Raw genomic sequence first — 26,237 nt, 5'->3', positions numbered from 1 at the left:
AATGCTGTATATAGTTAAGTTGAAATTACCCTCAATTTGCCTGCAATCCTGGTGGATTCTCTTGATCGACGTATCCCTGGCTAATTTCAACAATATTACCATCGGGATCGGATACCCAAACCGTCCGCCACCCAGGGATAAAGCTATCAAAGTTGAGTGGACCAAGGGTTACTTTTGCATCATTGCCAATCTCAGCTAGTTTAGCATCAACATCATCAACCTGAAAACCAAAATGACGCCAAGCTGGATAAGTAGGACCATCTTGGGTGGCTAAAGGCACAGGGGTTTCTCCCTTGGCTTGAAAGAGTTCAAGATACATATCGCCCAACTTCAGAAAAACAATCTGCTCATTATTGCCAACAGGTGCAACCCTTGCCCGTTTAAACCCGAAATATTTCGTGTAGAATTTTTCAGTTGCAATTGGATCTTTGCAGCTGATTGCCATTTGAGAAACTTTTAGCAAAGTCATTACTTCAGTCCTTACTGACAGAAAAAAAGTGAACTTATAGCAGATTTCAACTTGGTGAAGTACACGAACTCAGTCTTAAAGCCTGTTTTACTCCTGTTAGCGCAGCGGGGCGTAGCCCATTCTGACGCCAAGCCGCGCAGCGTCTCTGGCTCCGCTCCTGAATTCCGCTGTAGTTATGCGTATGTTCCATCGGGGTACTGAACTACACCAGCAAAGTGAACAGCAATTTTGCGATCGCGCAACACCCAGTTATCATAGAAACTGACTTCGCCAACATCGCCATTGACGCTTCTGGTTTTCAGGCTTTCAACTATCATCAGAGTATTTTCTGTTTCAGCCCACTGGTCAAGCTTGACTTCCAAATCTTCTAGACTGAAAATCCGACTTTCAAAGAATTGTTTGAGCGCTTGACGACCACGTACATAAAGAGGTTTACGGTTTTCAGTTAAGGTGCTAATTAGCAGCACATCATCAGCATATTGGTTGAGTAAACCATCAACATTCTTCGCTTTAATGAAGCCGATATGCTCTTTATAAAACTTACCCAATGGAGAGTCAGGTGGTTCTGATTTAACTGTTCCTGCATTTACATAAGTTTTATCAGGATACTGAATTACACCGGCAAAGTGGATAGCGATTTTTCCATCTTGCAAAAACCAGTTATCGTAAAACTCTACACTACCGACTTCACCAGTTTGACTTGCGGTTTTTAACTCTTCTACCATCATCAGCGTGTTTTCAGTTTCAGCCCACTGGTTGAGCCTGATTTCAAAATCTTCTAAACCGAAAATGCGACCTTCAAAGAACTCTTTGAGTGCTTGACGACCTTGCACGTAGAGCGGCTGGCGGTCTTCAGTTAAGGTGCTAATCAGCAGAGCATCATCAGCATACTGATTGAGTAAACCATCAACATTCTTCGCTTTAATGAAACCGATATGCTCTTTGTAGAGCTTGCTGATGGGAGATACAAGCAATTGTTCTATGGGTGTACTCATAGTAATCCTCTATTGTAGGGTATTCCGACTGAAACAAATTATGGTGAGGATGGAAATAAAACCGAGTTGCACTTAAGTTAAGTATGTAGTAAACACTTTAGTGTTTACTACATACCAGGTAAAGTTACTGTGGTAGACTACTATTTGCAAACTACAAACAAGCGCGTAGTTTACTGCCGTAAACATCTCCTAAAATTAGTGCTATTCTAGGAAACCCAAAAACCAAAGTGATAAGCAATTTGTCCATTACGAAGAGTCCAAGCATCTCCAACTGAGACTTGACCAAGTTTACAGTTGAATTTCGCTTGAAAAAATATAGCGTCTTCCGCTTCAGTGAAGTCCAGAGATTTGATATCAATATATTCGATTGTTCTCAGGTAATCGTGAAAGAATGTTTTGATATTTTCACGACCATTAACTGTGATGGGTGCCGGTGTATTTTCAAACCCATTAAAAAAGGTTATTAATACAGCATCTTCTGCATAATCCCTATCCACCATTTCATCGATTTTTCCGGCAGAAATAGTCTCGATATGTTTGTCAAAGAATTTCCGCCCAAGTGAAATTGTTGAAACCGTCATTTTTTTATCTTCTGTAATTTTCATGTAATTATAAGTTTGGAGCGCTATTAACTACATACAATCTGTTATATGCACCCCAAAACTTTGTTTTTTGGCGGATGTCTGCAATCTTAAAGACGTGCAGATCCTTCATAATAACTAAGTGAATCGACAATGTAGGTTGCAATTACTGGCTTACCAGTATTAGGCGATCGCTTCACGATCCAAGTTTGATAAGCATCTAAAACAATGCGTTGACTTTTGGCTGCTGGTGGATTCCACACGCTAGCTTCCCATTTGACGATGACTTGAACACTCGCCTCGTCTCCTGAAGGCGTAACGTTGACTTCCTTTAAAGTATGGACTTCATCAAAGAAAATCCCGATAACACGATCGTACCAACCTTTAAATCCATCAAAACCATAAACTGTAGCTTCAGGAAAGCGCATTTCTAGACCATCTTCAGCTAGAAAAGGAATATAATCTTCTAGCGGAGCGTGAACATCTAGTTTCAAATACCAGTCTGCTGCTAATTGCTTGATTTCTAATTCTGTTAAAGGTGCTAATTTAGCTACTGTCATTGCTTTTCTCCCTGTTAATTCAGTAAAAATTCCGGTCTACTATTGACCACACTTGACACCGATCTTTGTACCGACAATTTCATTTGTCAGTACCAAATCAATCAGAAATGGCCCGTTATGATCCAATGCTTTTTGGATAGCTGGGGCAATCTGATCTGGGGTTTCTACCCGAATCCCCTGAACCCCTAAAGACTTTGCTAATTCAGCGAAATCGATACTTGGGTTGCAGAGGTTAAAAGAAGATGGGTAGTCGTGTTCTGGTATTTGTTGCTCGCCCCAGTAGTGCAGAATATTCAACTTGAGAATTTGATAGCTGTGATTATTACAGATGACAAATTTGGCATCTATATTGTGGTGGGCAGCAGTCCAGAGGGCTTGGATGGTATACATACTGCCGCCATCACCAGTGAAGGCAAACACAGTTTTATCTGGATTAGCCAGCTTAATACCGATCGCTCCCGGAATCCCAACACCCAGCGAACCGCCTCGTGTTTGGAAGTAATGTCCGAGTTTTGTCGGTGGTAGATACCGACAAAGTTCCGGAGAATTGGTAATGGCTTCATCGAAAATAATCGCATCTGCTGGTAAATGAGCAGCTAATTCCTCGGCAAAACGAGTCATGTGCAGAGGTACTGCATCCCGAACTGCCTTGTCAGCCTCAAGTCGAGCCACCGATTCCTGCTTTTTAGTCTCAGCTATTTGGCTAGCTCTGACAAAAACCTCTTTTTTCTGTTCGGGTGTCAGAGTTGATTCAAGGGCGATGGCTAATTTGCTCAGACTAGTTTTCGGATCGCCAAGCAGCCCAAGATCCACCGGAAAATTCTTCGCTATTTCGTAAGTATTCAAGTCAATGTGAATTACTTTGGCTGAAGGAGCAAAAACTCCAGACAGCGCTGGGAATACCTCTGGAAAAACGTAGGTTCCAACAATCAAGACTACGTCTGCTTGGGATGTAACCCGACGACTATCATCACCAAACATGTGACCTAGTAACCCTCCGAACAGAGGATGGCTAGCACTCATATTCGCTTCCGATGAGTCTGCTCCCCAGACTTGTCCGCCGATGAGTTCGGCCACAGATGTCAATTCAGCCTGGGCATCGGAAAAAGCTACACCATCGCCCATAATAATCAGGGGATGTTTAGCCGCGGCCAATAAATTTGCTGCTGTTTCCAGTTGCTCTGGTTCAGGAGCAACCCTTGTCACTGGAAAAGAAGTCGCAACAACCTCTTCATAATTAACAGCATCAAGGATATCCATCGGTAGGGAGACGAACACCGGCCCCATCGGCGGCGTAGCAGCTATTTTGATGGCTCGGCGTAACACGCGTAACAAAGAAGAGGGATCGACGACCCTAGTTGACCATTTTGTTACAGGCTTTGCCATGCTGACTAAATCTGCTGCCATTTGGGCATCCATCGCATCGTAGCAGATACCAGATTCGCCAGCTAGGACTACTAATGGTGCATGACCGCGCATAGCCTGATAAATCATTCCGATGCCATTTCCTAAACCGACTCCACTATGGAGTTGGACAATCGTAGGCTTTTTGGTGGCGCGGGCATAGCCATCGCCAGCACCGACTGCGATTGTTTCTTGCAGTGCAAAGATATACTTAAATTCTGGATAATAGTCCTTTAACGCATCTAGGAAACCCTGCTCAACTGTGCCAGGGTTACCAAACATGTACTCTATACCATCTGCCAGAAGTTGTTCAATAATTGCAAAGCGACCATTTCTGTTAGCCATCAAAGGCTTTTCGTTGGTCTGTTTGGTCAAGCTTACCATCCGTACCGCCTCAGTCCTTTATCGAGAACTTCCACTAACTTCTGACCGGTTGTATAAGAGTCTGCGGTAGATCGACCTGTGATAAAGGGATAATCAACAATCACAGAGATCTCTTTGCCAAAATTACCGTGATATGCTCCGTCTGGGGCAGTAGCATCATGGAGAATATACTCTAGAGGATAGGGAGGTGGACCCATGTTGATGTCTGCGCCGACAAACCCTGTACCATCTTTGTAATCATATTCCTTGCAATGACCTGTGACGTGCTTACCCTGAATAATGCTCTTGCGGTCTGCTAAGTCACGAGCAAAGGCTAGACAAGTTACACCGTAGCATTCTGCGGCGATCGCTTTGCCCTTTTTGTAAAAGCTGAGAATCAAGTCATGAACGCGATGGTTATTGACTAAATCAACGATCGGGCCACTACCACCCACGATCAATAGTGCATCGTATTGATCCAAATCTGGCTGTATTTCGTCGAGAGCATTGTTATATGTTTCCATTTCCCGCAGGAATTTTTCGGCACTCCAGTAAGGGCGATCGGGCAACCATTGTGACAGGATGATTGGGTTGTCTAACCGTGGATTTTTAGGATCTTCTAAGCGCTTGACTTTTTCAGCCATCTCTTGAGAGACAACTGGCCGACCTAAAGGTGGATCAACATAAGTAGGGTCCATGCTCGGAGGAAGCGCTACTGGTCTTTTTCCTGTTGGAGTTGCAAAATCAACCTGATACCCCGCAGCATCAAAAGTTTCTAGGGGACCTACCAGTTCTTCACCCCAATAACCATATTCCGATAAAATTATGAGAATTTTTTTCACAAGATTGTCTCCTAATCATGAATTTGTTTTGAGATAATTAAACCGCGTTTACCTTAAATAACCATAGTTTTTGGAATTAAGGTAAAGCTCAGAACTCAAGCCACGACCGAATAATATACTCTCCTTAAAAACTCTCGGTTTCAAAATGATGGGGTTTAGCTGGCAACTTTCAGCTTTGAAACTGAGGTAGTAGCTCTTCTGCCTGAGAAACGATTAGTGGCAATAGATAATTGTTGGATTTGTTCAGTAATCGCATCAATGAATGGTTCAACCTCGTGTTTTGAACGACCAGTCACAAGGTCACCGTCCACCACAACACCTGAAGGTGATGGAGTATAAATTGCACCAGCGTTAATGATATCTGCAAGGACTACCTCGTGGCAGATAACTTGTCGCCCTTTGAGCAATTCTGGTATTGGTGTCACAATCCAAAGACCGTGGCAAAGTGCGCCTTTAATAATCCTGGGATTTACCATTGCGCTGGCATAAAATTGTACAGCCGGTGAAGTGCGAACTTGTTCTGCACTAATTGGCTGACCTGTTGGTGGCTCAAAGTAACGTAGACGAACACTGGTATAGTTAGCGGACATAATCACAGCCGCATAATCGTTAACATCTACATTTTGAAAATCAATGTTTACGTCTATGGTTTTAGGTGTATTGCCCGTATCTTCATCACTGAAAAAGCGAACACTCGGCTGATTCCAGAGCCTAGACATCAGATGTACTGTTGCTTGAAGTTCTGAAAAGCGCTTTTGATATGCCTCAATTTCTTCAGGAATGAACTCACTTTCTAGAAGAATTGCGATTTTTTTCCCACCAAGGGATCTAGGTATCATATTGGTTCAATATTCTTAGGGTCACTAGATTCTTAATTTGGAATGTATTTGACTTACTTTTAAGTCTTTATCTAAAAGTTTAGAGAGATAAATATATAACTACAAGGGTTAATGTTTTGTAGGAGGTTGACATTTTTTATTTAATTGATTAAATACTAAATCAATTAATTTTAAACAAAAACACAACGGTTATTTTTTCGCTTTAAGGTTGCTTTTTTTGGTAATAATATCTCTAAAAATACTGAAACTTATTTTATAATTAATTTCATAATTTAAAAAAATTCAGTAATACATATTATTTTATACATTTTTATGATCAGTTGTTTTGGAGCATTATAAATAATGACTAGCAATTTTTTATAGATTGATTTTGACTTACTATGAATTCGATCAACCAAGAAATTTATCATCAACTGGGGCTAATACGAAAAGCTCTAAGTGAAACTGGTGCAATGGGCATAAGATTAAGTGGTTCAGATTGGTTTTCTCATGTCCATTCGATTGAACCCCAAGCTTTTAATTTGTGTTTTCCTGACATCCCTCTTACCCCTCTTTCAAGAAACACATTGCGTTGAGTCAGAAATAGGGATAAGTTCCAAACCAAAAGCCTGAGCTTTTTGCTGAAGGTGTTTGAGAATCAGTTCCTGGTATTTTTGCTCATAGTAGTCCATACCAGGATCAGAATATTGCCCAGCAGTGATCCACATCCGGTAAAATAAACGAGCCAGTTTGTGAGCAGTAGCAGTAATGGCTTTGGGTGCGCCCAAGCGAGAACGTAAACGGCGATAAAACCCACCCAACGCAGAACGACTGTGAGTCAGAGAAAAAGCAGCCATGCGGAAAGCATTGGCAGCACGATTGACAACAGTACGAGTTTTAGAGCTTTTGACCTTACCACCAGTCACTTTTTGACCAGGACATAAACCCAACCAAGATGTGAAGTGTTTAACTGTGGGAAAGCGTTTTGGGTCTAATCCCACTTCAGATAAAATGGTTTGAACAGTTAAAGCATCAAGACCATTAATCAGTGTAAAGTCTACTCCTGCCATCCGATAAAGATACTTATGCAAGTCAAAATTTGGGTGATTTGCAGTCGGTTTTTTCCGACGTTTTTTTGGCGTTGTTGGCGGTTCATCTAAAGTCTGAGGTTGAAAAGATGCTAAACATTTTTCAATTTCAGCGTCAATAGCACTAATCTGTTGTTGGTAAACCTCATATAAGGTTAATTCTTGCTGGAGGACAAATAAATGTTCACGACGATAATCACCAGTTAATGCCTTAGCAATATCTGCTGTGCTGCTTTTGATGCGTGGATCTTTGAGTGTGGCTAAAACTTGTGGGTCTTGTTCGCCAGCGACGATGGCTTTAATAATCTTCATTCCGGTCAAACCCGTGACATCACTGATGACTTTGTGAAGATGTAAATTCATCTGGATAAGTGCTTTTTGCATCCGTTGTACATGGGTACTAGCACTCTTGATTAAGCTGTCTCGCTGACGGATATAACTGCGTAGCACACAAACTTGGTCTTGTGGGCGGAAAGAACCAGACAGTAGTCCATAAGTATGTAACTTTTGTAACCACTGGCAGTCTAACACATCTGTTTTGCGACCAGGTACTGTTTTTACGTGATGAGCATTGACTAATTTGACCTCAAAACCCTTGGCTTCTAAGATTTGAAACACTGGAATCCAATAAACTCCTGTGGCTTCCATTGCTACTGTATCTACACGGCATTCTATTAACCAATCGGCCATTGCAATTAAATCAGGGGTAAAACATCCGAATCTGCGAACATTTTTGTCAGTTCTATCTGCGGGTACACAAACCCAATGTTCTCCACCACCAAGGTCTATTCCTGCTGCATTTTGGTTAATTTCTTCTAACGTTGATGATACTTTTTCCGTAAGTACAGGCTGGTTATGACCTTGATTTGGTGGCAATTTCATAGCTGCAACTCTGATATGCTTATTATGGATAAGTCCTGACCTGGGGATGGATTTATAGATAATCTTTCAAACGGGATAGGAAACTTTTCCTTCACCAATGTCATAGCCATAAAGCCCCAGAACCATGCTCCTAATCAGGCTCAACACACTATTGTGGGTTCGGTTTTAACTGTCAGGATAATTATCAATGTACCCGTTGATTAGTCGCCTCAAAATAGTTTCTTTCATTCATAGCGGGTGGCAGCGCCGCCAGTGCGGTTGCTCCTAAGAAACAAGGCAGGAGGCAGAAGGGAAGAGCATTTGACTTGTTTCTTCCATCCATAACGGAAGCGAGCGCGTCCGTAAACAGCTTCTGTCAATTTCCGGATTAAGCAAGTAGTAGATAAACCCTTTTATTCTTCTGGATAAAAGGGTTTAAGTCGAAAACTGCTGTAATTACGAGTTACGAATTATTCACTCACTCTTCCATAAATTTCAGTCATAGTTCCAAGGCGATCGCTAATCTCTGGCGTTAAAGCTGTAGACTGATATCGCCAACCCCAACTACCTTCAGTTTTACCAGGAAAATTCATCCTAGCTCCGGTGTCTAATCCCAAAACGTCCTGTAGAGGAATAATCGCCTGATTGGCTACAGAACTCAGTGCCAATCGAATCAAATCCCAGTGGATTCCAGACTCACTCTGACAACCCAAATAACTTAAGAGTTGTTCTCTTGCTGGGGGTAACAATTGATTAAACCAGCCAACTGTCGTGTCATTATCATGAGTACCCGTATATACAACACAATTAGACTGATAATTGAACGGTAAAAAACGCTTTTCAGCTTGTGAAGCATCGCCAAAAGCAAACTGAAGAATTTTCATGCCAGGAAATTGAAATCTGTCTCGCAGAGCGTATACCTCTGGTGTAATTTCTCCCAAATCCTCAGCGATAATTGGTAAGTTACCTAACTTCTGTTTGAGTACTTCAAAGAAAGCCTCTCCAGGAGCTTCAAGCCACGTACCATTCATAGCAGTTGTTTCGCCCTGCTTGACTGCCCAATAAGCTTGAAATCCTCGAAAGTGATCGATGCGAATCAAGTCTACATTATTAAGCATGGACTGGAAGCGTTGCACCCACCACTTGAAATTCTCCTGTTGTAGCCGCACCCAGTTATAGACTGGGTTACCCCAAAGCTGTCCAGTAGTACTGAAGTAATCTGGTGGTGTTCCTGCCATTAATGCTGGTTCACCTGTTTGTTCATCAAGGCAAAAGTTTCCAGGATTAGCCCAGACATCAGCGCTCTCGTGAGCCACATAAATGGCGATATCTCCTAGTATTTGAATCCCGCGCTCGTTAGCATAGCGCTTCAATTGTGACCACTGGGAGAAAAACTCAAACTGGAGATATTTATGGTAAAAAACTTCATCTGCAAGTCGTTGCTCCCATTGTTCGATCGCTTCTGGTTTGCGTTGAGCGATCGCCATCTCCCAAGTATTCCAACTAGCGCCGTTATGGGCATCCTTAAGTGCCATAAACAAGGCATAATCATCTAGCCAGTAAGCCTGACTCTGACAAAACTCTTTAAATTCCCGTTCTTGTTCTGATTTTGCACTGATTTTGAAGTTTTTACAGGCTTTTTGCAGTATTGGTATCTTTGCTTGAATAACCTGGGAAAAATCTATTCTTTCAGTGGAAAACTTTGGTAAATTAGTGAAATCTTCAGTTAGTAAACCCTTGTTATACAGCAGTTCTGGGCTAATTAACAGGGGATTACCGGCGATCGCTGAATAAGAAGCATAGGGAGAATTAGTATCGCCCGTAGGGCCCAATGGCAATATCTGCCAAAGCTGCTGTTTACTTTCTACTAAAAAGTCAACAAAGCGATAAGCTTCCGATCCGAAGTCACCAATACCAAATTGACTAGGAAAAGAAGTTGGGTGTAGCAAAATGCCGCTAGATCTGGGAAAAGGCATAATAAACCTCTATTTTAGAGGATAGATTCGAGCTAATATGGCTTCATAGAGGCTATTAGTATAGCTTTCACATAGAAGTTGAAGCTGAATACTTTCTGAGTCACAATCTAAGATTATGAGGCATCCAACACAGATGCAAAGGTCAATTTTTCGTAGCAAGGTTGTATTTTTTTGGATCTAATTTTAGAAATTATGTTAATCAGTAAAATCTCATTTAATCATCAATTTAAATACTAAATTAGTTAGATTGACAAAAGTATTATCAACCATATTTAAGGGCGACAAAGCCTGTTGAGCAAGTTTTATAGACTTTCTTGACCCTTTTTGATTACTCCTGAGTAAATAATCGCTTGAAACCACTGCACCAAAACAATGTAACCTAGCTACGAAATTTTAACCCTTGTAGTCATTTTTTTTAGGTTTTAAAATAATGATAATCGTCAAACTAATAGAAGCTCATCTAACGACGGCGAAATAAGACAAATTCAGAAGATTTAGCGTCAAATTTACAGCACCCTAAATCCAGAAAATTGGTAGTTGCGGTCAGTTAAACCGTGTAATACCAAACAAGTTTGATCTTTCCCATACCATTAATTTCAAGGATAGCTAATCATGGTTACAACAAACGCTCCTATTTCAGATACTTCTACTAACTTCCCTGAAGTTAGAAAGCTTTGGTCAGGTGTAGATATTACCAATTTTGGCCCTTATTATGAAGCTTTACAAACACGACTGATTGATCGTATTTGGAGTGATGAAGCACTCAAGCAAGAGATATTAACTAACCCAAGAACTGTTTTTGAAAGAGAAACCGGAATTACATTTCCTGCGGATACAGAAGTCAAAGTATTAGAAGAACCAGAAAACACTTTCTACTTTGTACTTCCTGCGACTCCACCAGTGGAAGAACATTGGTATCGATATGAACAGTTTTCTAGCTGGTGGCCAATTATCGATACTTTCTACTATTTTTATAACCGACTTGGTGGTACTACCAAAGCTAGAGCTTACAGAGAGTGTTTACAAGCGTTATGGATAGTTCGTTCTTGGACTAATGAAACTTTCCGTCAGCAACTCCTGAGCGATCCCAGATCAATATTTGAAGGAGAAATCGGAATACCCTTCCCTGCTGAACTGAAGATTCAGTCATTAGAAGAAACCTCAAATCTTATCTACTTTATTCTTCCTAAGAATCCCCAATTTGAGAAATTTGATAGCAGTGCGACTGTTGGTGAGTGGTGGAAAGCATCACATGGTTGGTGGTGGTGGTGTACTTCCTTGCGCTTCCGTCAACCTGCGATGAATACAGTAACAGGAGTAGTTGGGTAACTAGAGAATAAATACGGCGTGTTAGCAAACACGCCCGAAATTACTCTTTATCTAAGTCTAAAAACTACAATAATTCACTGATATTAAGGCGATTGTTATTAATGATAAATCTGAGTAAAAATAGAATTAATTACACTAGTACTGCTCTTAAAAAATATTTAGGCGATACTTTTTGAGTAATCTAATTTGTTTGTTTACTGAGAAAAGATAACTGTAATCTCCTCTATATTAGTGTCTATCATCTAGCAGTTTTAAGAAGAGAATAAACTCCTAAACTGTTTTGAATTGCTTCAGCTATTTCTAGTAAGAATCTATCATCAACATTTGAATAACTTGTATGTTTGATAAAAAATTTCATCGTCGCCACTTTATTCAGAGTGCTGCCCTATTTTCTGCGAGTTTAGCAGCCTCAGTTGCCTCTCCCATTCGGACTCGTGCTAGTGATGATTATATAGATGCACTAGTAATTGGTAGCGGTTTTGGTGGGGCTATTGCTGCTTTACGTTTGGGACAAGCTGGTGTTAACACATTGATTTTAGAACGAGGCAAGCGTTGGCCTATTACAGCTAGCCAAAATACTTTTGCTACTTTCAATAATCCTGATGGTAGAGCCTCTTGGCTAAATTCAACATCTGTGTTTGGTGATACTGTAGATATATATACAGGAGTCTTTGAAACACTACAAGAAAAAGGAATTATTGTTGTCAGTGGTGCTGGTGTTGGAGGTGGTTCACTAGTTTATAACGCTATTACTTATAAACCTAAGCGCGAAATATTTTACAAAGTATTTGACCGTGCTACTGTTGACTATGATGAACTAGATTCGGTTTATTATCCTCGAGTTCAACAAATGCTGAAATCATCACCAATTCCACAGGATGTTTTAGCTACTACTTACTATGGCAAAACTCGATTTTTCCTAGAGAATGCAGACAAGGCAGGCTTGCCAAGTTTTCTCCTGAATCTAGCTGTAAATTGGGATACAGTTCGTCAAGAAATTAATGGCTCAAAAGTACCTTCTGTTATAGATGGTCAATGTTGGTGGGGAATTAATAGCGGAGCAAAAAATAGTTTAGATCAAAATTATCTTCCCCAGGCAGAAAATACTGGTCACGTAGATATTTTACCTCTACACGTAGTTACAGATATTGCCGAGATCCGTGGTGAGAAAAAATATCGTGTTTTCTGCAATGAAATCAATGAATCAGGGCAAATTATTCGGAAAAAAACCTTTACTTGCCGTTATTTATTCGTAGCAGCTGGCTCTGTTGGTACTTCTAAACTTTTAGTGAAGGCCAGAGAAAAAGGGACATTACCTTACTTAAACAACTCTGTTGGGAAAGATTGGGGAACTAATGGAGACAACATTACCATTAGATCGGACTTAGGTGCTGTCACAGGTAATGGAGGAACTGCGGGTGCTGTTATTGAACAGCTTGACGGGCCGACTCCGATAGTTGTAGAGAGTTTGGAACTGGGGAACAATGCTGACGGAATACAATCTTGTCTGGGTCTGGGTATTCCTCGTCCAGCTGGTAAGTTTAACTACGATCCATCTACAGATACCGTCAACTTAAATTGGCCAACATCTGTAGACGATCGCATCGTCAAAAAGACAGAGAAACTTTTCAGTACCCTTGACAATAGCATCAATAATTTTGGTAGACGACCTCGGCATAAAATTAAAGAAGGTATGATCTCTACATCTCCAATAGCAACATCTCAAAATAATGATGCTGCTATTACTGGTCATCCTTTAGGAGGAGTTCCCATAGGAAAAGCTTGCGACCCATTTGGGCGAGTATATGGATACAACAGACTTTATGTTGTGGATGGCTCACTTATTCCAGGTTCTGCTGCTTGTACTAATCCTTCTTTTACCATTGCAGCTTTAGCAGAACGTTGTTTAGACAAAATCATTGCACAAGATATTAAGTAGGTTGGTGTCAACATTTCTAGGTGGAATAAATCAAAACGCAAGAGGTAACAGGCAAAAAGATTGTAGCCTAATTTATCTTTCTTTGCATAGTTTGGTTTTATTGTACCAACTTACTTAATAGCCGAATGGCACTAAGAAAAGCTCTAAGCTATGCGGGATAAGCGCTACAGATTTTAAAGCTATTGAACAGTGAAGGTATTGGTATGGAACAGGTGATTATCGTTGATGCAATGCTGCGTAGCTTGCCACCGTAGGCATCGCTCACTGCTAAGGTTGAGAGAGAGTGCGTTTTACTCTCGGTGAACTGCCAACCTGATTGCGTGCGATCGCCACCCGCTATGACAAGCTCAAATTCAACTTTCTCGGTGCAATTTACCTCGCTGCTACTGTGATTTGGCTCAACTGATAACACGCTCTAGAACCGAAAGAATACAAACTTTCTTCAAAACTTTAACCATTGCAATTGTGTTTTGTAATTTATAGACTAAAGGAAATACAGGTTTGCAATCAACAAAAATAGGTAAATAACTATGGTTGTCCTGATTTTTCCTTAGACGATAAATACATGCTTAAGTGACTACAGTTTTTCTGCTATTAATTCCAGTTATTAGTGAGAAAACATTAAAATCACCGAAGTCAAAAGTAAGATATCCATCGACAGACTTAAAGGAGAAATGCATGAATTTACAAAATAAAGTTGCTATTATCACTGGGGCTAGTGGTGGTATTGGCGAAGCAGTTGCCAAAGAGCTAGACGCAGCAGGCATGAATTTAGTACTCACAGCGCGATCGCAAGAGAAACTTGAACGCCTTGCGTCAAATCTACAACATGCCAAAGTCATTCCTGGTGAGATCACAAACCCTGAATTGCCGCAAAAATTAGTAGACTTTGCCATCCAAACCTTTGGTCAGCTTGACGTAGTTTTCAATAATGCAGGCGTGATGACTGTGGGACCAATTGAAGGTGTTGATATCGAAGCAATCTGTCAGATGGTTCGAGTCAATGTAGAAGCTGCTTATAGGATAGGCTACACAGCGTTACGGCACTTCAAGGAATCCGGTAGTGGATTTTTACTTAATACTTCAAGTATTGCTGGACTAAAAACAGTTCCTCAACTAGCTGCTTATTGCGGTACTAAATTTGCCATTGAAGCCTTTACGGATTCGCTGCGCGTGGAACTCGCAGGAACCGATATTCGTGTATCAAGCATTGCCCCAGGTACTGTGGACACTGGCTTATACGACAAATGGGGTGAGGAGCAAAAAAATTTCGTCTATTCGGGAGGTGCACTACAATCTGCGGACATCGCTCGTTGTGTTCGTTTCATTTTAGAGCAGCCAGGAAACGTCCTCATACCAAGACTTTTAGTAGTTCCCGCTGCTGAACCAGTGTAATACCAAACAGGACTTAATTTTTCTTTACTATAGCTGTAGCGACCTGCAATACTAATCGCTCAAACCTGCAATCAAGACATTTACAAACCGGGATTAAGGTTCTTGTCAGATTTTGGTGATGAAAGGTTACGCGCTTTAAGGCAGAAGGCAGGAGGCAGAGGGCAGTCCCAATGAAAAAATTTCATCACCATGAATGAAAATGTGATGTGAGACGGATCTATATAGATACTCATCGAAGGAGTATTTTCAAGTCAGCAAGGTAAGTTTTAGTATGAGCTAGAGCGTGAGCGGCTTGAACCAGAATTGTTCGTAAGGAGCGATTGCCTTTACGGGTACTAGTTGAAAGCTTTTTCCCAGCACTTTCGTAGTTACCAGGAGCAACCCCAGCCCAAGCAGCAAAATGCTGGGCACTTGGGAAACGGCTCATATCGATGCCGATTTCGGAGACAATAATCTCCGCAGTTCGACGTGCGATACCTGGTATAGTATCAATTAACTCTACCGCTTGCTCAAAAGGACAGCAGTATTCCTCAATTTGTTGATCAAAACATTTAATTGTTTCGTCTATGCTATCAATTTGACACAGTAGGTGTGCGAGAATAAATCGTTGATGAGGACGAACTCTACCTTCGAGTGCTTGAATCAGTAAATCATGCTTTTTTCGCATAGTTCCTTTTGCCAAGTCCGCCATTAGTTCAGGACTAGCGCTACCTTCAACAATCGCAGCTAGCATTGCCCGTCCTGATACACCCATTACATCACTGGCAACTGAAGCAAGTTTAATGTTGGCAGCTTCAAGCACTTTTTGGACTCGATTGACCAAATTGACTCGTTCTCGAATAAAATTGCTACGATGACGAGTTAAATCCCGCAAATCTCTTTGCTCCACAGGGGGAATAAAACTCGCACGTAACAACCCATGTTGTAGTAGTTCGGCAATCCACTGCGAGTCTTTGATATCTGTTTTACGTCCTGGCACCGCTTTTATATGACGGGCATTAACTAACATAACTTCAAAGTTTCCCTCTAGGATATTAAATACAGGTCGCCAGTACTCGCCAGTACTCTCCATTGCTACATGAGTGCAATCGTGACTTGTTAACCAGTCAGAAAGTTTTAACAAGTCCTGAGTCATTGTAGTGAATGTACGTATTTCCTTGTGCCATCCGGACGAAGCTCATTAAAACCAAAAAATTACTCAGTGGCGACAATTGGTAATTCCTCTCGATATCCAGGTTAGACTGCCCTTCAGGCTCTGGTGCTCTAATAAGGAAACAACCTCGCTTGTATCAGCCTTATCTTGGAAGTTACCACATTTTCATTCATGGTGATGAAATTTTTTCATTGGGACTGCCGTCTGCCGTCTGCCTTACCCCAACCAAGATCACCAAAAGTTGCCAAGAACCTTAATCCTGGCTGAAGCGCAATTATAGTTGCAAATAATCCTGGCTGAGAACAACGATGATTGCAGGTTGGGTGATTTATAATTGCAGGTCGCTACATATAGCTAATAATTGCTTTGACTACTTCTCCTGTATTGATGTTTTCTCTACTATCAATTAAGAATATATTCTTGATTTTTTCGACAATTACTATATCATCAATTATTCCTGTTACTATTCCTAAGTGATCTAATTTTTTACTCTCAAACTCTTCTTTTTGGTAATCCATATTTGTATCCCCTCAATATAATTTTCGGTAATATTTCCAGAATCGTGAGAGAAAATCATCTAGAATCTTTTGGTGAGAGGCAATAAATGGACTTAACTTTTTATAATGTCTACCTTCATGCACCCAACAAAGAGCTAAATTATCGGTTATGAGCTTGAACTGTGGAGCATCGTCACACAGTAGAATTGGGATGACAGGAATAGCCGATTGCTGATGGTAAAAAGTAATAGCTGCTGCTTCGTATATCCGGTTACGACTTACCGAGCCTAATTTAATTAAATACTGATCAACTAACTCATTAAACTCAGTTTCGGTAAAGGCGGTAAGAGTCGGTAATAATTTGAGTTGATTAATCCACTTAGTTGGGAGATTGAAAGTCTCTAATAATTCGTATGTCAACTCCGAAAGGATAAACTTCAACTCTTTAGTATTCTGCAATACTTTTAATCCGCTCAAGCGGTCTTTTTTTCGTGTCGTTTGATAGATTGTATATAAAGGGTTACAAATTACATTTCTTGTGTGGTTGACTCTGCCAACACGCGCACCAGTTTGGTCAAAGTGCTGCCTGCGGCGGGCTACGCCAAGTCATAAAATTTTCGCAATAAGCAATATTTAATGACATTAGCTTTAACTCTGTTGAGAGTATGCTTTGCTTATTGACATTATGCGGCCGCCCTAGGCTGAATTCCCTATCTGGCGAATTTCGCTCGGAAAAATTAAATATGTGAAAGCTTACTTTCTAAATATGAGTTTCCAAACTTATCGACAATTTTAGCTGCCTTCTAAATATTTTTTAAGTGAGCGTACCATCTCTCGAATTACATCGCTCTTTGTTCGCTGCATTTTATCACAATATTCCTCCAAAATGATTTTCTCCTCCAGCGACAACTGAATCGTTAAATTAGCAGCATTTTTTCTGGCCATTGTCATTGACTTTTAATTACTTTTCAATTACTATTACATACGAATCCTACTGGATGCAAAGATGATCCTAAAATTAGGATAGTGCATTCAAATTTGCTCCCATTAGAGTCAATACCTGCTAACCTATGCGGTGGATATTTATCCATATAATTAGGGGTTTTGGGTAACAGATTGCTCTATTTATTCCTTCTTTAGAGGTAATTTAGAAAACAAACATTCAATTTAAGTAGGGTGCTTTAGGCGCAATGGGAGGTGTAATTACTGGATTAATTCACGAATATTTGCCCCTTAACACACCGCTATTCATGTTGCTTTATACTGCATTAATGTAGTCTAAAACTTAAGATGTATTTTATCAATAAACTCTAAGTTTGGCAATAGTAGAATTGTCCCTTAGAAATGTGGATTAAATAAACTGCAAAACTTGGTTTAAAGACTTTTAAATACCAGGTTAGCCGACGATCAAGAATTGTAAGTTAATAAATCCACGTTCCTTAAATAACGCCTAAAGTAGCTCAAAATCTTGTAATCTTTACGTTTTAACTATTCTAAATCAAGTGGAGTTAAATTTTAACTGTGACTGGGTTTTACCGATTTTTTAGCTGATTTAGCAACAACTCTAATTTATTAAGAATCCCTTTTCATATACGCAAACTGTAGAAGCCATTACTCCAAATACAATTCTTCCTAAGAAATTATGAAACAGGAGAAACCCAAACGCAATCGTGGGCTTATACTGACCCGTGAAGGCTGGCAAAAACTTCAGAATGCCAAACTTGAGTGGGAATTTAGGAACAACAATGGCTCCAAGTTTACCTTAGAAGAATTAAGCGAACAGGCTGGGATCACTCCTGTCACCTTTAGGAAGATACTAACTCGCGAAACCGGGGTTGACAAACGGACGCTTGTTCGTTTGTTTATGATGTTTAATTTAGAACTGGATAAAAGCGATTATACAAGCCCAGACTTTGATTTAAAAGGGCAGGAAGGCTTGAATAACCCCAAGCGCCTTGATTGGGGAGAGATGGTGGATGTATCTGTTTTTTATGGACGCACAGATGAACTTGCTCTCTTGGAGCAATGGCTGATCCAGGAACGCTGTCGAGTAGTGGCGCTGTTGGGAATGGGAGGAATCGGTAAAACCTCTCTAGCTGCCAAGTTAGCACAAAAAGTTCAAGGATGGTTTGAGTATGTTATTTGGCGATCACTCTACAATGCTCCCCCACTTTTTGACCTGCTGGCTAACTTAATTCAATTTTTCTCTAATGAGCAGGTTTTAGAAATTGACTTACCAAAAAGTGTAGATAGTAGAATATCACAATTAATTGAATATTTGCAACAACAGCCCTGTCTGATCGTATTAGATAATGTTGAGACTATTTTGCAAACAGGCGCTTATGCAGGATGCTATCGAGAAGGCTATGAAGATTACGGCTTACTGGTAAAACGATTGGGACAAGTCATGCATCAAAGCACCTTGTTGCTGACTTCTCGTGAAAAACCCAAAGATGTAGCCTCACTTGGAGGAGAAACACTGGCTGTTCGCTCATTACAACTCAGTGGTTTAGAGGTAGTAGCAGGGCAAAAAATCTTTGAAGCCAAGGGTTTTTCTGGCTCAGAGTCAGAATTACCAGCAGTAGTCGAGCGTTATGCAGGTAATGCCCTAGCTTTGAAGATAGTGGCGACAACGATACAAGATGTGTTTGATGGTAATGTTGCTGAATTTCTCCAACATTACACGGCTGTTTTTGGCAGCATTCGCGATCTGCTAGACCAGCAGTTTTCGCGCTTGGCAAATTTAGAGAAGGATATCATGTACTGGCTAGCAATCAATCGTGAGCCAGTTTCGCTATCAGAAATACGAGACGATGTTGTATCACCAATTCCACCACAAAATTTACTGGAGGCTCTGGAGTCTCTGGTAAGGCGATCGTTGGTAGAGAAAAGCACAGCACTTTTCACACTACAACCTGTAGTCATGGAGTATGTTACTCAGCGATTGATAGAGATAGTTTGTCAGGAGATTGAAACTCAGAATCTTGATTTGTTTAGGTGTCATGCCTTAATAAAGGCGACAGCCAAAGATTATGTGAGGGAAACTCAAATTCGCTTGATTCTGAAGCCAGTTATAGATGGGTTGCTGGCTGTCTTGAGAAGCAAAAGAAACCTTGAAAATCAGCTGACTAAAATTATAGGAAAGTCACGAGAAACATCACCGCTAGAACACAGTTATACAACTGGGAATATTCTCAATCTGCTTTGTTATTTAGGAACTGACCTCAGCGGTTATGATTTTTCTTTTCTAAGTGTTTGGCAAGCAGACCTGCGGAATGTGAAATTGCACTATGTCAATTTTCAAAACGCCAATTTTGATAGGTCTGTTTTTGCTGAAACCTTTGGTGGTGTTTCGTCGGTAGCCTTTAGCCCTGATGGAAAACTTTTGGCAATGGGTGATACTGGTGGTGAGATCCACTTTTACCAAGTTTCGGATTGGAAGCACCTTCTAACTTGTAAGGGGCACACTAATTGGATTCCGTCACTAGCCTTTAGTCCGGATGGTAGTATCCTTGCTAGTGGAAGCAGTGACTATACCGTGCGCCTGTGGGATATTAGTAGAGGGCAATGTCTGAAAACGTTTCAAAAACATAGTAATGAGATTTGGTCAGTAGCCTTTAGTCCGGATGGTAACACGTTAGTCAGTGCCAGTAACGATCGCACAATAAGGCTATGGAGTATTAGCACTGGTGAATGCCTTAGAACTTTTTCGGGACATACAAATTGGGTAATATCAGTAGCCTTTAGTCCAGACGGACAGACCCTAGCCAGCGGTAGCGATGACAACACAGTCAGGTTGTGGGATATTGGTACTGGTGAATGCAAAAGAATTTTTCATGGACATGATGATGGGGTACGGTCAATCACTTTCAGTCCAGACGGCCAAATACTAGTGAGTAGTAGCGATGACCACACAGTGAAATTATGGGACTTAAACACTGGTGAATGTATCAAAAGTCTACATGGGCATCGTGCTCCAGTTTGGTCATCTGCAATTAGTCCTCAAGGCAATTTCATCGCTAGTGGTAGTCTCGACCAGACGGTGAGGCTATGGAACATTAGCACTGGTCAATGTCTTAGAACTCTTGAAGGACATTCTGGTTGGGTGCTTTCTGTTGCCTTTAATTTGCAAGGCGATCTTCTTGCCAGTAGCAGTGATGACCAAACTATAAAAGTTTGGAACGTTAGCACTGGTCAATGTCTTAAAACTTTCATTGGGTATACTAGCAATTCCTGGTCAGTTGCCTTTAGTTCAGATAGAAGGACGCTGGCAAGTGGCAGTCAAGACCGCGCAGTGAGACTATGGGATGTTAATACGGGTAAAGCCTTGCAAACTTTCCTGAGACATTGTGGTGCAGTTCGATCGGTTGCCTTCAGTCGAGATGGGCAAATGTTGATAAGCGGCAGTGACGATCAAACGATGAAGCTATGGAATGTGAATACGGGTCAAGCCTTGCAAACGTTCCTGGGACATCGTGCTGCGGTTACGTCAGTCGCCTTCAGTCAAGGTGGGCAAATGTTGGTAAGCGGTAGTGACGATCAAACCGTGAAGCTATGGGATGTGAATACGGGTCAAGCCTTACAAACGTTCCTGGGACATCATGCTGCGGTTTCATCAGTCGCCTTCAGTCCAGATGGGAGGACAGTGGCAAGTGGTGGATGGGATCACACAATAAAGTTGTGGGATGTTAGTACTGGTGAGTGCAAAGAAACCCTAAAAGGACATAAAAATTGGGTTTGGTCAATTGCTTTTAGTCCAGATGGTGAACTGCTGGCAAGCAGTGGTTATGACGGAACAATTCGGTTGTGGAGTGTCAAAAATAGTACTTGTTTCAATATTTTTCAGGTTGGTGAGAATAATTCTATCGTTAAAACAGTCGCCTTTAGTGAAGATGGTCAGACCCTAGCCAGTAGCAGTCCCGATCATACAATAAAGTTGTGGGATGTCAGTACTGGTGAGTGCAAAAAAATCTTACGTGGACATTCGGCCTACGTCTGGTCAGTAGCTTTTAGCCCAGATAATCAAACTTTGGCTAGTAGCAGCATTGACGATACAATTCGACTTTGGAATGTAAGCGCGAGTGAGTGCTTAAAGATTTTGAAACCCAAGAAATTATATGAGGGAACAAATATTCAAGAGGTTACAGGTATAACTGGCGCAACGATTTCTATGTTGAAACTTCTTGGAGCAGTTACTTCCGAAAATAGCTTATCTAACAGTTAAATTACTCCAGATATGCTCTGACTATTAGCCACAAGTTTGAAAGCTCTATAAGCTTTGTACAAAGTAAAAGATGTAATAAGAAACAGGACAAAGCCGAAAACTTACAAAGATTTAGTTATACCAAACCTGAAGAGACTACACTCTCTAGAGAAACTTACCACAAAATATGACTGAAATATCAGGTCATAAGCGTTAATCCCTGACTGTCTATTTGTCACAGTAGTTAGGTTAAACCAGCCTCAAAGCTTCTTTAAACACTCACTTGATAGTGACTAGACAATCAGGGACATCAAGTGTTAGCTCAAACCTGATTTATTAAAATACACAGGCAAGCAACAACTAAAGATCGCCGCCGTCAATGTCACTTGGCAATCCTCGCGCGAACTCCCTAAGCATAATGCTTTCCAAATCGATCTCCATGTTATTCAAAACCTCTAAGCTATTTCTAATGAGGCTGCAATAATCAGAACTCAAAAATTGCCGCTCGATAACTGTAGCTGGTGTAGTTTCCATTGATTGCCGCTCGATAACTGTAGCTGGTGTAGTTTCCATTGATTGCCGCTCGATAACTGTAGCTGGTGTAGTTTCCATTGATTGCTGATCGATAACTGTAGCTGGTGTAGTTTTCATTCTCTTCTCCTTGTAGCTATTTGAGTTATAATGTCAAAGTTGTTTTAGACGAGTTGTCCTTGGTTGTTCAGTTATTAAGTGAGCACTAGTGGTTTTAAAACATTCTGAATTTCCTCATCTGATATGTAGTGTTCCTTAGGTGGGCTAAAGCGCAACAATGCTGCTTTGTAACAGGCTCTCGCAACGCGGACACGCTCATCATCACTAAGCTCTGCAATCATCTCAATCGTCTCTTCTACATGCTCGACATCGCTGCCAACAGCACTATGTACTCGCAGGCAGCGGGTAGCATTGGTATCCGGTGGTAGCAATGACTCTACCATCTGGATATACTCTACTCCTCTGCATATCGCTAGGCGTTCCCCCGTATAGGAATACCCCACGCAATCGATTGGATCTGAGTCCCGCACGCTTCTGGTAAAGTGATCCATCAAAGCCTTTGCAGCGGGAGGAACAAGTGCTTCCACAACAGCTTCGGCTTTATATCCCATCGACCGGATATCGAGCAAGGCAAGTTGGTCGTGACCCGCTTCCTCTCTGGCTTTTTCTGTAGCCCATTGTGCTAAACTCTTGCGGTTTGCTGAAGCAAAGCCTTGAGCAGCTTCCTCCATCAGTCGAGTGGTGGAGTGGCACAGATGGTAAAGACCTGTAAGTCGCCATACCCAACGTGTACGGGTTAGTTTTGGTGGTCTGCGATCGCTCTTGACTGTGTACCAAGCATCTGCGATCGCTCTATCTAAAAGCTTCTGAGTTTCAGCCATCCTCTCTGCATGACTCATATTTGAGGCAGTGCGATCGCTACTTCCAACAGAAGTGCGTCGATGCCTTTGAGTGTAGTTAGCAGTCTTGATCGCTGTTTCGTCAGGCACGAAACATGCTGATTCAGTATCAATTAAAAAGTAATTACCCATAGTTCGTTTCCTCACTTACGGTTGCTACAGAATTGGGGCAAGTCACTCGTGGCAATAATAGAGTTGTTGCTAAATAAGCTAAATAACCCATAAAATCCAGCACAGCAAGCATTTAAGCCGATTGATTTTGAATGGTTAAAATGTAGACTGTACAAAGGTTTGAGCTACTTTAGGCGTTATTAAGCAACAATTCCAAAAAATCGCCAGTCAAGTAACTAAATTGAACTGTGTTACAGCTTGTGCTATAAGAATGCCAGAGGAATGCGATCGCCACCGGAAAGGGCGGTTACGCCATCGCACCCCGCTAAAGACCAAATGCATATTGCATTTCTATGTCTTCCAGCATCTTGACCACCGCCTTGGCTATCAAGACATAGGCAATTTGCTGACTTTCTTTGAGAAATGCAATGTCCAATTGTGAGTTTCGCTGGACATTCGCAAGAAAAGAGGTAGTTAAAGATGACTTAAATGGCGAAAAAATCCTATCCCCTTAGGATTTATATATTGACAGAAGCCTGATTGACAAGCAGCTTCATTCGTGTAAAAGGTTTAGGAAAACTAACAGAAAGCTTTTGTTTTATGAGTTATAAATGGATTGCACACAGCATGTGTTTGATTACCATCCTGCACATTTAATTAGAAGCAACACTTATTTTGATCGGATCTCGTCAAACAAAATCCAAATTGCCCTTAGGAACGTGGATTTATTAACTTACGCCTGATGTGAATTAGAAACGCCTCTTATCCCATAAGGGTTTCTAGATTCGCTCGAAATCATTGTTTTGGGACTACCTACGAAATTACAAGGATTTCAAGACTTAATTCACATTAAACGTAACTTACAATTCTTGCTCATCGGCTAACCTGGTATTTAAAAGTCTTTAAACCAAGTTTTGCAGTTTATTTAATCCACATTTTTTAGTTGCAGTGCTGCTGAAAGAAGCAAAGCATGGGCAGTGTCATTTGTCTTCCCTCTTGGAAACCTCCGTCATTGGGGGACTCCACTTGGTAGCGGGAGAATTAAAAGTAAATACTCCCCTGTCTCATATCCTGCCAAAGTACCTTGCTGATACTCAAAACCGTTGGGTAGCAGACTCAATCTGCAACGGAAGGAGTTTATGCTGAGGCAATGTAGAGGAATCAAAAATTTCGCAGCATTGCTGATTGCTCATCTTACGCACCCTCCTCTCTGTAGTTGATTGACAGATGCCTGTTGCAGTTAAGTTTGCTAACTTTACAAAACTTTTGCAACTCAAGATAAGAAACTTAAGATAAAGATAAGTTATTTTTTCCTGTGACATTCTCTCTTTCAAATTTAAAGGTATTTGCACAAATGTACTATTAAGCCTAAAAGGATTGATACATAAGGAATAGCGCGATTTCAGACTTCATTAGCAAAGCAGATGAACGAGAGAACAATGGGAAATTGAGCTTTTTTCGACTTGTGTGTACACCGCAGCTTCTTCAAGGAGAGAGCTTTGAATTTCCCCCTTTTAGGGAATAGGGTAAATAAAAATATATTCTCTGAGGGTTGTTTAGGCTGGTATAAAAGATCATTACATCCTGCCATAGCAAGGATTTCATCTTAACGAGCGTGCCATTGGGATTTACCACCCAATTCCCAATTAATTTGCCAATTGTCCCTGTGCAAATTACTTACAGCTGTTTTCAGGTAAATGAATCACATCTTTTTTATCTCACGCAGAGGTGCCCAGACGCAGAGAGGAATACAAGAGTCTGGTTTAAAAACATGAAAACTGCTGTAAAATAGCCAGTCGGTTGAGAATGGTGCGAGATGCCAATTTTAGCCAAGTTAGCAAAACCTGTTATCTACATTCACTATCGGCTAAAATCCCCTTACATTGGAACTTTGCCTAAGATCCAATTCAAAAACACAAACTTTTCCGCTTAAGTTTTCTATCTTAACTGGTTAAAATCTATCTTGATATAGATAATTACACATAAAGCCTTTGAGATAAATACTTACTCTCAGGGTCTCTTAGCACTAACTTATCGCGTGAAACCCCTTAAGTAATGCACGGGGACTTTCCCTCTAATTTTGGTGACTGCTATATGTACAGATTTTGGACAAGAACGCTTTTACTTTTTGATTTCTTTGGAGTAAGGAGCGTACCGTTGCTAGAAGCATAATTTTGTTTGTAATACCATATTACGTCTATGACTTTTAGTAATAGCACTTACAGGGAAAAAGTTAAAACTTTCTCAAAATTTTGTTCATCCATGTTGATGTTTCTATGAGCAGCCCTCCTAATGTGGTGAAACTCGTGTTGATTTTTCGGTTCAAAGCCTTGTTGCATATTGATTTAATCTTACCAGCGTCTAAAAATTAGGATGCGATCGCAGCACGAAAAAGTAACAAAGTAATCGGTTTTATAACTCTTTACCACCTCGCTCAGTCGTTAATTTGACAACTAGCTTTGTGAAAACTACCCCATCCTAATATCGATTCCACTTAAGGTTTCACAGAAACCTAGGTTCTCCAAACTCTTATCAAACAAGGATTATAGGCATTCAGGATTAGGTGCATACACATAGAAAATTGGTTTAAAATTGTAAAGGCTTAAAATGACGAAGCAAACCAACTACTACAATGACCTGTTAGTAGATTACTCTAAACCGGAGCTAGTTTCTAATGAACTAGCAGTAAAACTACTCAAAGACGCAGAGATATATCTTTCTCTACGTGATGATACTTTACCTAAAATAACTTTAGAATACAGTTTAGAGCAAGTAGAACAGGAAAATAAAGATTGGTGGCCAACCCACTGTGAAGCGCTACGACAAGGACGGGGAGACATTCTAGCAGGTGAGTATGCTAATAGTCTGGTTTATCTCTGCGCTGATGGATCTTTTTATGGCAGAACCGCAGCGACAAACAGAGAAGTAAATCGGTGGGCGATTCTCGCCCAACCAAGTGTAATCATAGCTTGGCCAATTGTTATGTTCAATGGCGAAGTCGTCTATTCTGAATGGAATTGTTTTGACGATGAAACGAACGAAGTCATCGCGAAGGGAAACGAAACTTTGCTTCGACGCGGACACCAAGGTGCGTGCTACTTAAAATGCGAACAACTTAGTTTTTATCGCGATGTTTATGCCTCTCAGGAATTGCTGTATTGGATTAGGCTTTAACCCAATTAGTTATCAGTGAAGAGTTATAAATGAATGTAAAAAGAGAATG

At 40.9% G+C, this 26,237-nt stretch carries 21 protein-coding genes and 1 pseudogene; 7 read left to right on the top strand and 15 right to left on the bottom strand.

Going from position 1 to position 26,237, the window contains the following annotated elements; translation table 11 throughout:
• Positions 1-31: 31 nt before the first annotated feature.
• From FD723_RS34985 to malQ, 9 genes are all read right to left on the bottom strand, one after another.
• Positions 32-469 (bottom strand): VOC family protein, encoded by a 438-nt coding sequence (locus tag FD723_RS34985; protein WP_179069838.1) that lies wholly within the window; start codon positions 467-469, stop codon positions 32-34.
• A gap of 173 nt (positions 470-642) precedes the next feature.
• Complete coding sequence (locus FD723_RS43455; protein WP_256875337.1) at positions 643-1,464, bottom strand: nuclear transport factor 2 family protein; 822 nt, start codon at positions 1,462-1,464, stop codon at positions 643-645.
• A 206-nt stretch (positions 1,465-1,670) separates the two neighbouring features.
• Positions 1,671-2,069 carry a nuclear transport factor 2 family protein gene (locus FD723_RS34970; protein WP_094346163.1) on the bottom strand — a complete coding sequence of 133 codons (399 nt, stop codon included), beginning with the start codon at positions 2,067-2,069 and terminating at the stop codon, positions 1,671-1,673.
• 86 nt (positions 2,070-2,155) lie between these two features.
• The gene (locus FD723_RS34965; protein WP_094346164.1) at positions 2,156-2,605 is read right to left on the bottom strand and encodes a hypothetical protein; all 450 of its coding nucleotides are present in this window, start codon (positions 2,603-2,605) and stop codon (positions 2,156-2,158) included.
• Between the two features lie 39 nt (positions 2,606-2,644).
• Positions 2,645-4,354, bottom strand: a complete 1,710-nt coding sequence (locus FD723_RS34960; RefSeq protein ID WP_179070045.1) for a thiamine pyrophosphate-binding protein — start codon at positions 4,352-4,354, stop codon at positions 2,645-2,647.
• A 32-nt stretch (positions 4,355-4,386) separates the two neighbouring features.
• Complete coding sequence (locus FD723_RS34955) at positions 4,387-5,214, bottom strand: type 1 glutamine amidotransferase domain-containing protein (protein WP_179069837.1); 828 nt, start codon at positions 5,212-5,214, stop codon at positions 4,387-4,389.
• Positions 5,215-5,369: 155 nt separating this feature from the next.
• Entirely contained in the window at positions 5,370-6,053 is a 684-nt protein-coding gene (locus FD723_RS34950; protein WP_179069836.1) for a DJ-1/PfpI family protein, read from the bottom strand.
• A gap of 554 nt (positions 6,054-6,607) precedes the next feature.
• Positions 6,608-8,002, bottom strand: coding sequence for an IS110 family transposase (locus FD723_RS34945; RefSeq protein WP_179069835.1), 1,395 nt, complete (start codon positions 8,000-8,002; stop codon positions 6,608-6,610).
• A gap of 449 nt (positions 8,003-8,451) precedes the next feature.
• Complete coding sequence (gene malQ / locus FD723_RS34940) at positions 8,452-9,957, bottom strand: 4-alpha-glucanotransferase (protein WP_179069834.1); 1,506 nt, start codon at positions 9,955-9,957, stop codon at positions 8,452-8,454.
• A 612-nt stretch (positions 9,958-10,569) separates the two neighbouring features.
• Between malQ and FD723_RS34935 the strand changes: the two genes are divergently transcribed.
• The 4 genes and pseudogenes from FD723_RS34935 to FD723_RS34920 all read left to right on the top strand — a co-directional run bounded on the left by FD723_RS34935 (position 10,570) and on the right by FD723_RS34920 (position 14,620).
• Entirely contained in the window at positions 10,570-11,286 is a 717-nt protein-coding gene (locus FD723_RS34935; protein WP_179069833.1) for an NHLP leader peptide family RiPP precursor, read from the top strand.
• Positions 11,287-11,623: 337 nt separating this feature from the next.
• Positions 11,624-13,225 carry a GMC oxidoreductase gene (locus FD723_RS34930; protein ID WP_179069832.1) on the top strand — a complete coding sequence of 534 codons (1,602 nt, stop codon included), beginning with the start codon at positions 11,624-11,626 and terminating at the stop codon, positions 13,223-13,225.
• Positions 13,226-13,544: 319 nt separating this feature from the next.
• Positions 13,545-13,631 (top strand): annotated as a pseudogene (locus tag FD723_RS34925) (IS5/IS1182 family transposase); the annotation flags it as partial.
• 272 nt (positions 13,632-13,903) lie between these two features.
• Positions 13,904-14,620, top strand: a complete 717-nt coding sequence (locus FD723_RS34920; protein ID WP_179069831.1) for an SDR family oxidoreductase — start codon at positions 13,904-13,906, stop codon at positions 14,618-14,620.
• A gap of 229 nt (positions 14,621-14,849) precedes the next feature.
• On the opposite strand, the gene FD723_RS34915 is transcribed toward FD723_RS34920, so the two are convergent.
• From FD723_RS34915 to FD723_RS34900, 4 genes are all read right to left on the bottom strand, one after another.
• The gene (locus FD723_RS34915) at positions 14,850-15,773 is read right to left on the bottom strand and encodes an IS110 family transposase (RefSeq protein WP_256875356.1); all 924 of its coding nucleotides are present in this window, start codon (positions 15,771-15,773) and stop codon (positions 14,850-14,852) included.
• 344 nt (positions 15,774-16,117) lie between these two features.
• The gene (locus FD723_RS34910; protein ID WP_256875336.1) at positions 16,118-16,291 is read right to left on the bottom strand and encodes a DUF4277 domain-containing protein; all 174 of its coding nucleotides are present in this window, start codon (positions 16,289-16,291) and stop codon (positions 16,118-16,120) included.
• A 12-nt stretch (positions 16,292-16,303) separates the two neighbouring features.
• The gene (locus tag FD723_RS34905) at positions 16,304-16,729 is read right to left on the bottom strand and encodes a hypothetical protein (protein WP_179069830.1); all 426 of its coding nucleotides are present in this window, start codon (positions 16,727-16,729) and stop codon (positions 16,304-16,306) included.
• A 333-nt stretch (positions 16,730-17,062) separates the two neighbouring features.
• Complete coding sequence (locus tag FD723_RS34900; RefSeq protein ID WP_218651870.1) at positions 17,063-17,215, bottom strand: ribbon-helix-helix protein, CopG family; 153 nt, start codon at positions 17,213-17,215, stop codon at positions 17,063-17,065.
• Positions 17,216-17,912: 697 nt separating this feature from the next.
• Here FD723_RS34900 and FD723_RS34895 point away from each other — a divergent pair.
• Positions 17,913-21,494, top strand: a complete 3,582-nt coding sequence (locus FD723_RS34895; RefSeq protein WP_179069828.1) for an NB-ARC domain-containing protein — start codon at positions 17,913-17,915, stop codon at positions 21,492-21,494.
• 339 nt (positions 21,495-21,833) lie between these two features.
• Here FD723_RS34895 and FD723_RS34890 read toward each other — a convergent pair whose 3' ends face one another.
• Positions 21,834-22,124, bottom strand: coding sequence for a hypothetical protein (locus tag FD723_RS34890; RefSeq protein ID WP_256875335.1), 291 nt, complete (start codon positions 22,122-22,124; stop codon positions 21,834-21,836).
• Between the two features lie 74 nt (positions 22,125-22,198).
• Positions 22,199-23,035: a hypothetical protein gene (locus FD723_RS34885; RefSeq protein ID WP_179069827.1), complete on the bottom strand. Its 837-nt coding sequence runs from the start codon at positions 23,033-23,035 to the stop codon at positions 22,199-22,201.
• A 220-nt stretch (positions 23,036-23,255) separates the two neighbouring features.
• On the opposite strand from FD723_RS34885, the gene FD723_RS34880 reads away from it, so the two are divergent.
• Both FD723_RS34880 and FD723_RS34875 read left to right on the top strand, forming a co-directional pair.
• On the top strand, positions 23,256-23,456 hold the full coding sequence (locus FD723_RS34880) for a hypothetical protein (RefSeq protein WP_179069826.1): 201 nt from the start codon (positions 23,256-23,258) through the stop codon (positions 23,454-23,456).
• Positions 23,457-25,621: 2,165 nt separating this feature from the next.
• Positions 25,622-26,188, top strand: coding sequence for a hypothetical protein (locus FD723_RS34875; protein WP_179069825.1), 567 nt, complete (start codon positions 25,622-25,624; stop codon positions 26,186-26,188).
• The last annotated feature ends 49 nt before the right edge of the window (positions 26,189-26,237 follow it).

The organism is Nostoc sp. C052 (assembly GCF_013393905.1).
GTDB lineage: Bacteria > Cyanobacteriota > Cyanobacteriia > Cyanobacteriales > Nostocaceae > Nostoc.
This window is presented reverse-complemented; position numbering and strand designations above follow the sequence as displayed.

Excerpts from the sequence above, each read along its gene's own strand:
- FD723_RS34970 (WP_094346163.1), bottom strand. The coding sequence starts at position 2,069 with ATGAAAATTACAGAAGATAAAAAAATGACGGTTTCAACAATTTCACTT.
- FD723_RS34930 (WP_179069832.1), top strand. The coding sequence starts at position 11,624 with ATGTTTGATAAAAAATTTCATCGTCGCCACTTTATTCAGAGTGCTGCC.
- FD723_RS34910 (WP_256875336.1), bottom strand. The coding sequence starts at position 16,291 with ATGGATTACCAAAAAGAAGAGTTTGAGAGTAAAAAATTAGATCACTTA.
- FD723_RS34950 (WP_179069836.1), bottom strand. The coding sequence starts at position 6,053 with ATGATACCTAGATCCCTTGGTGGGAAAAAAATCGCAATTCTTCTAGAA.
- FD723_RS43455 (WP_256875337.1), bottom strand. The coding sequence starts at position 1,464 with ATGAGTACACCCATAGAACAATTGCTTGTATCTCCCATCAGCAAGCTC.
- malQ (WP_179069834.1), bottom strand. The coding sequence starts at position 9,957 with ATGCCTTTTCCCAGATCTAGCGGCATTTTGCTACACCCAACTTCTTTT.
- FD723_RS34875 (WP_179069825.1), top strand. The coding sequence starts at position 25,622 with ATGACGAAGCAAACCAACTACTACAATGACCTGTTAGTAGATTACTCT.
- FD723_RS34900 (WP_218651870.1), bottom strand. The coding sequence starts at position 17,215 with ATGGCCAGAAAAAATGCTGCTAATTTAACGATTCAGTTGTCGCTGGAG.
- FD723_RS34895 (WP_179069828.1), top strand. The coding sequence starts at position 17,913 with ATGAAACAGGAGAAACCCAAACGCAATCGTGGGCTTATACTGACCCGT.
- FD723_RS34945 (WP_179069835.1), bottom strand. The coding sequence starts at position 8,002 with ATGAAATTGCCACCAAATCAAGGTCATAACCAGCCTGTACTTACGGAA.
- FD723_RS34885 (WP_179069827.1), bottom strand. The coding sequence starts at position 23,035 with ATGGGTAATTACTTTTTAATTGATACTGAATCAGCATGTTTCGTGCCT.
- FD723_RS34965 (WP_094346164.1), bottom strand. The coding sequence starts at position 2,605 with ATGACAGTAGCTAAATTAGCACCTTTAACAGAATTAGAAATCAAGCAA.
- FD723_RS34920 (WP_179069831.1), top strand. The coding sequence starts at position 13,904 with ATGAATTTACAAAATAAAGTTGCTATTATCACTGGGGCTAGTGGTGGT.
- FD723_RS34960 (WP_179070045.1), bottom strand. The coding sequence starts at position 4,354 with ATGGCTAACAGAAATGGTCGCTTTGCAATTATTGAACAACTTCTGGCA.
- FD723_RS34890 (WP_256875335.1), bottom strand. The coding sequence starts at position 22,124 with ATGAAAACTACACCAGCTACAGTTATCGATCAGCAATCAATGGAAACT.
- FD723_RS34935 (WP_179069833.1), top strand. The coding sequence starts at position 10,570 with ATGGTTACAACAAACGCTCCTATTTCAGATACTTCTACTAACTTCCCT.
- FD723_RS34985 (WP_179069838.1), bottom strand. The coding sequence starts at position 469 with ATGACTTTGCTAAAAGTTTCTCAAATGGCAATCAGCTGCAAAGATCCA.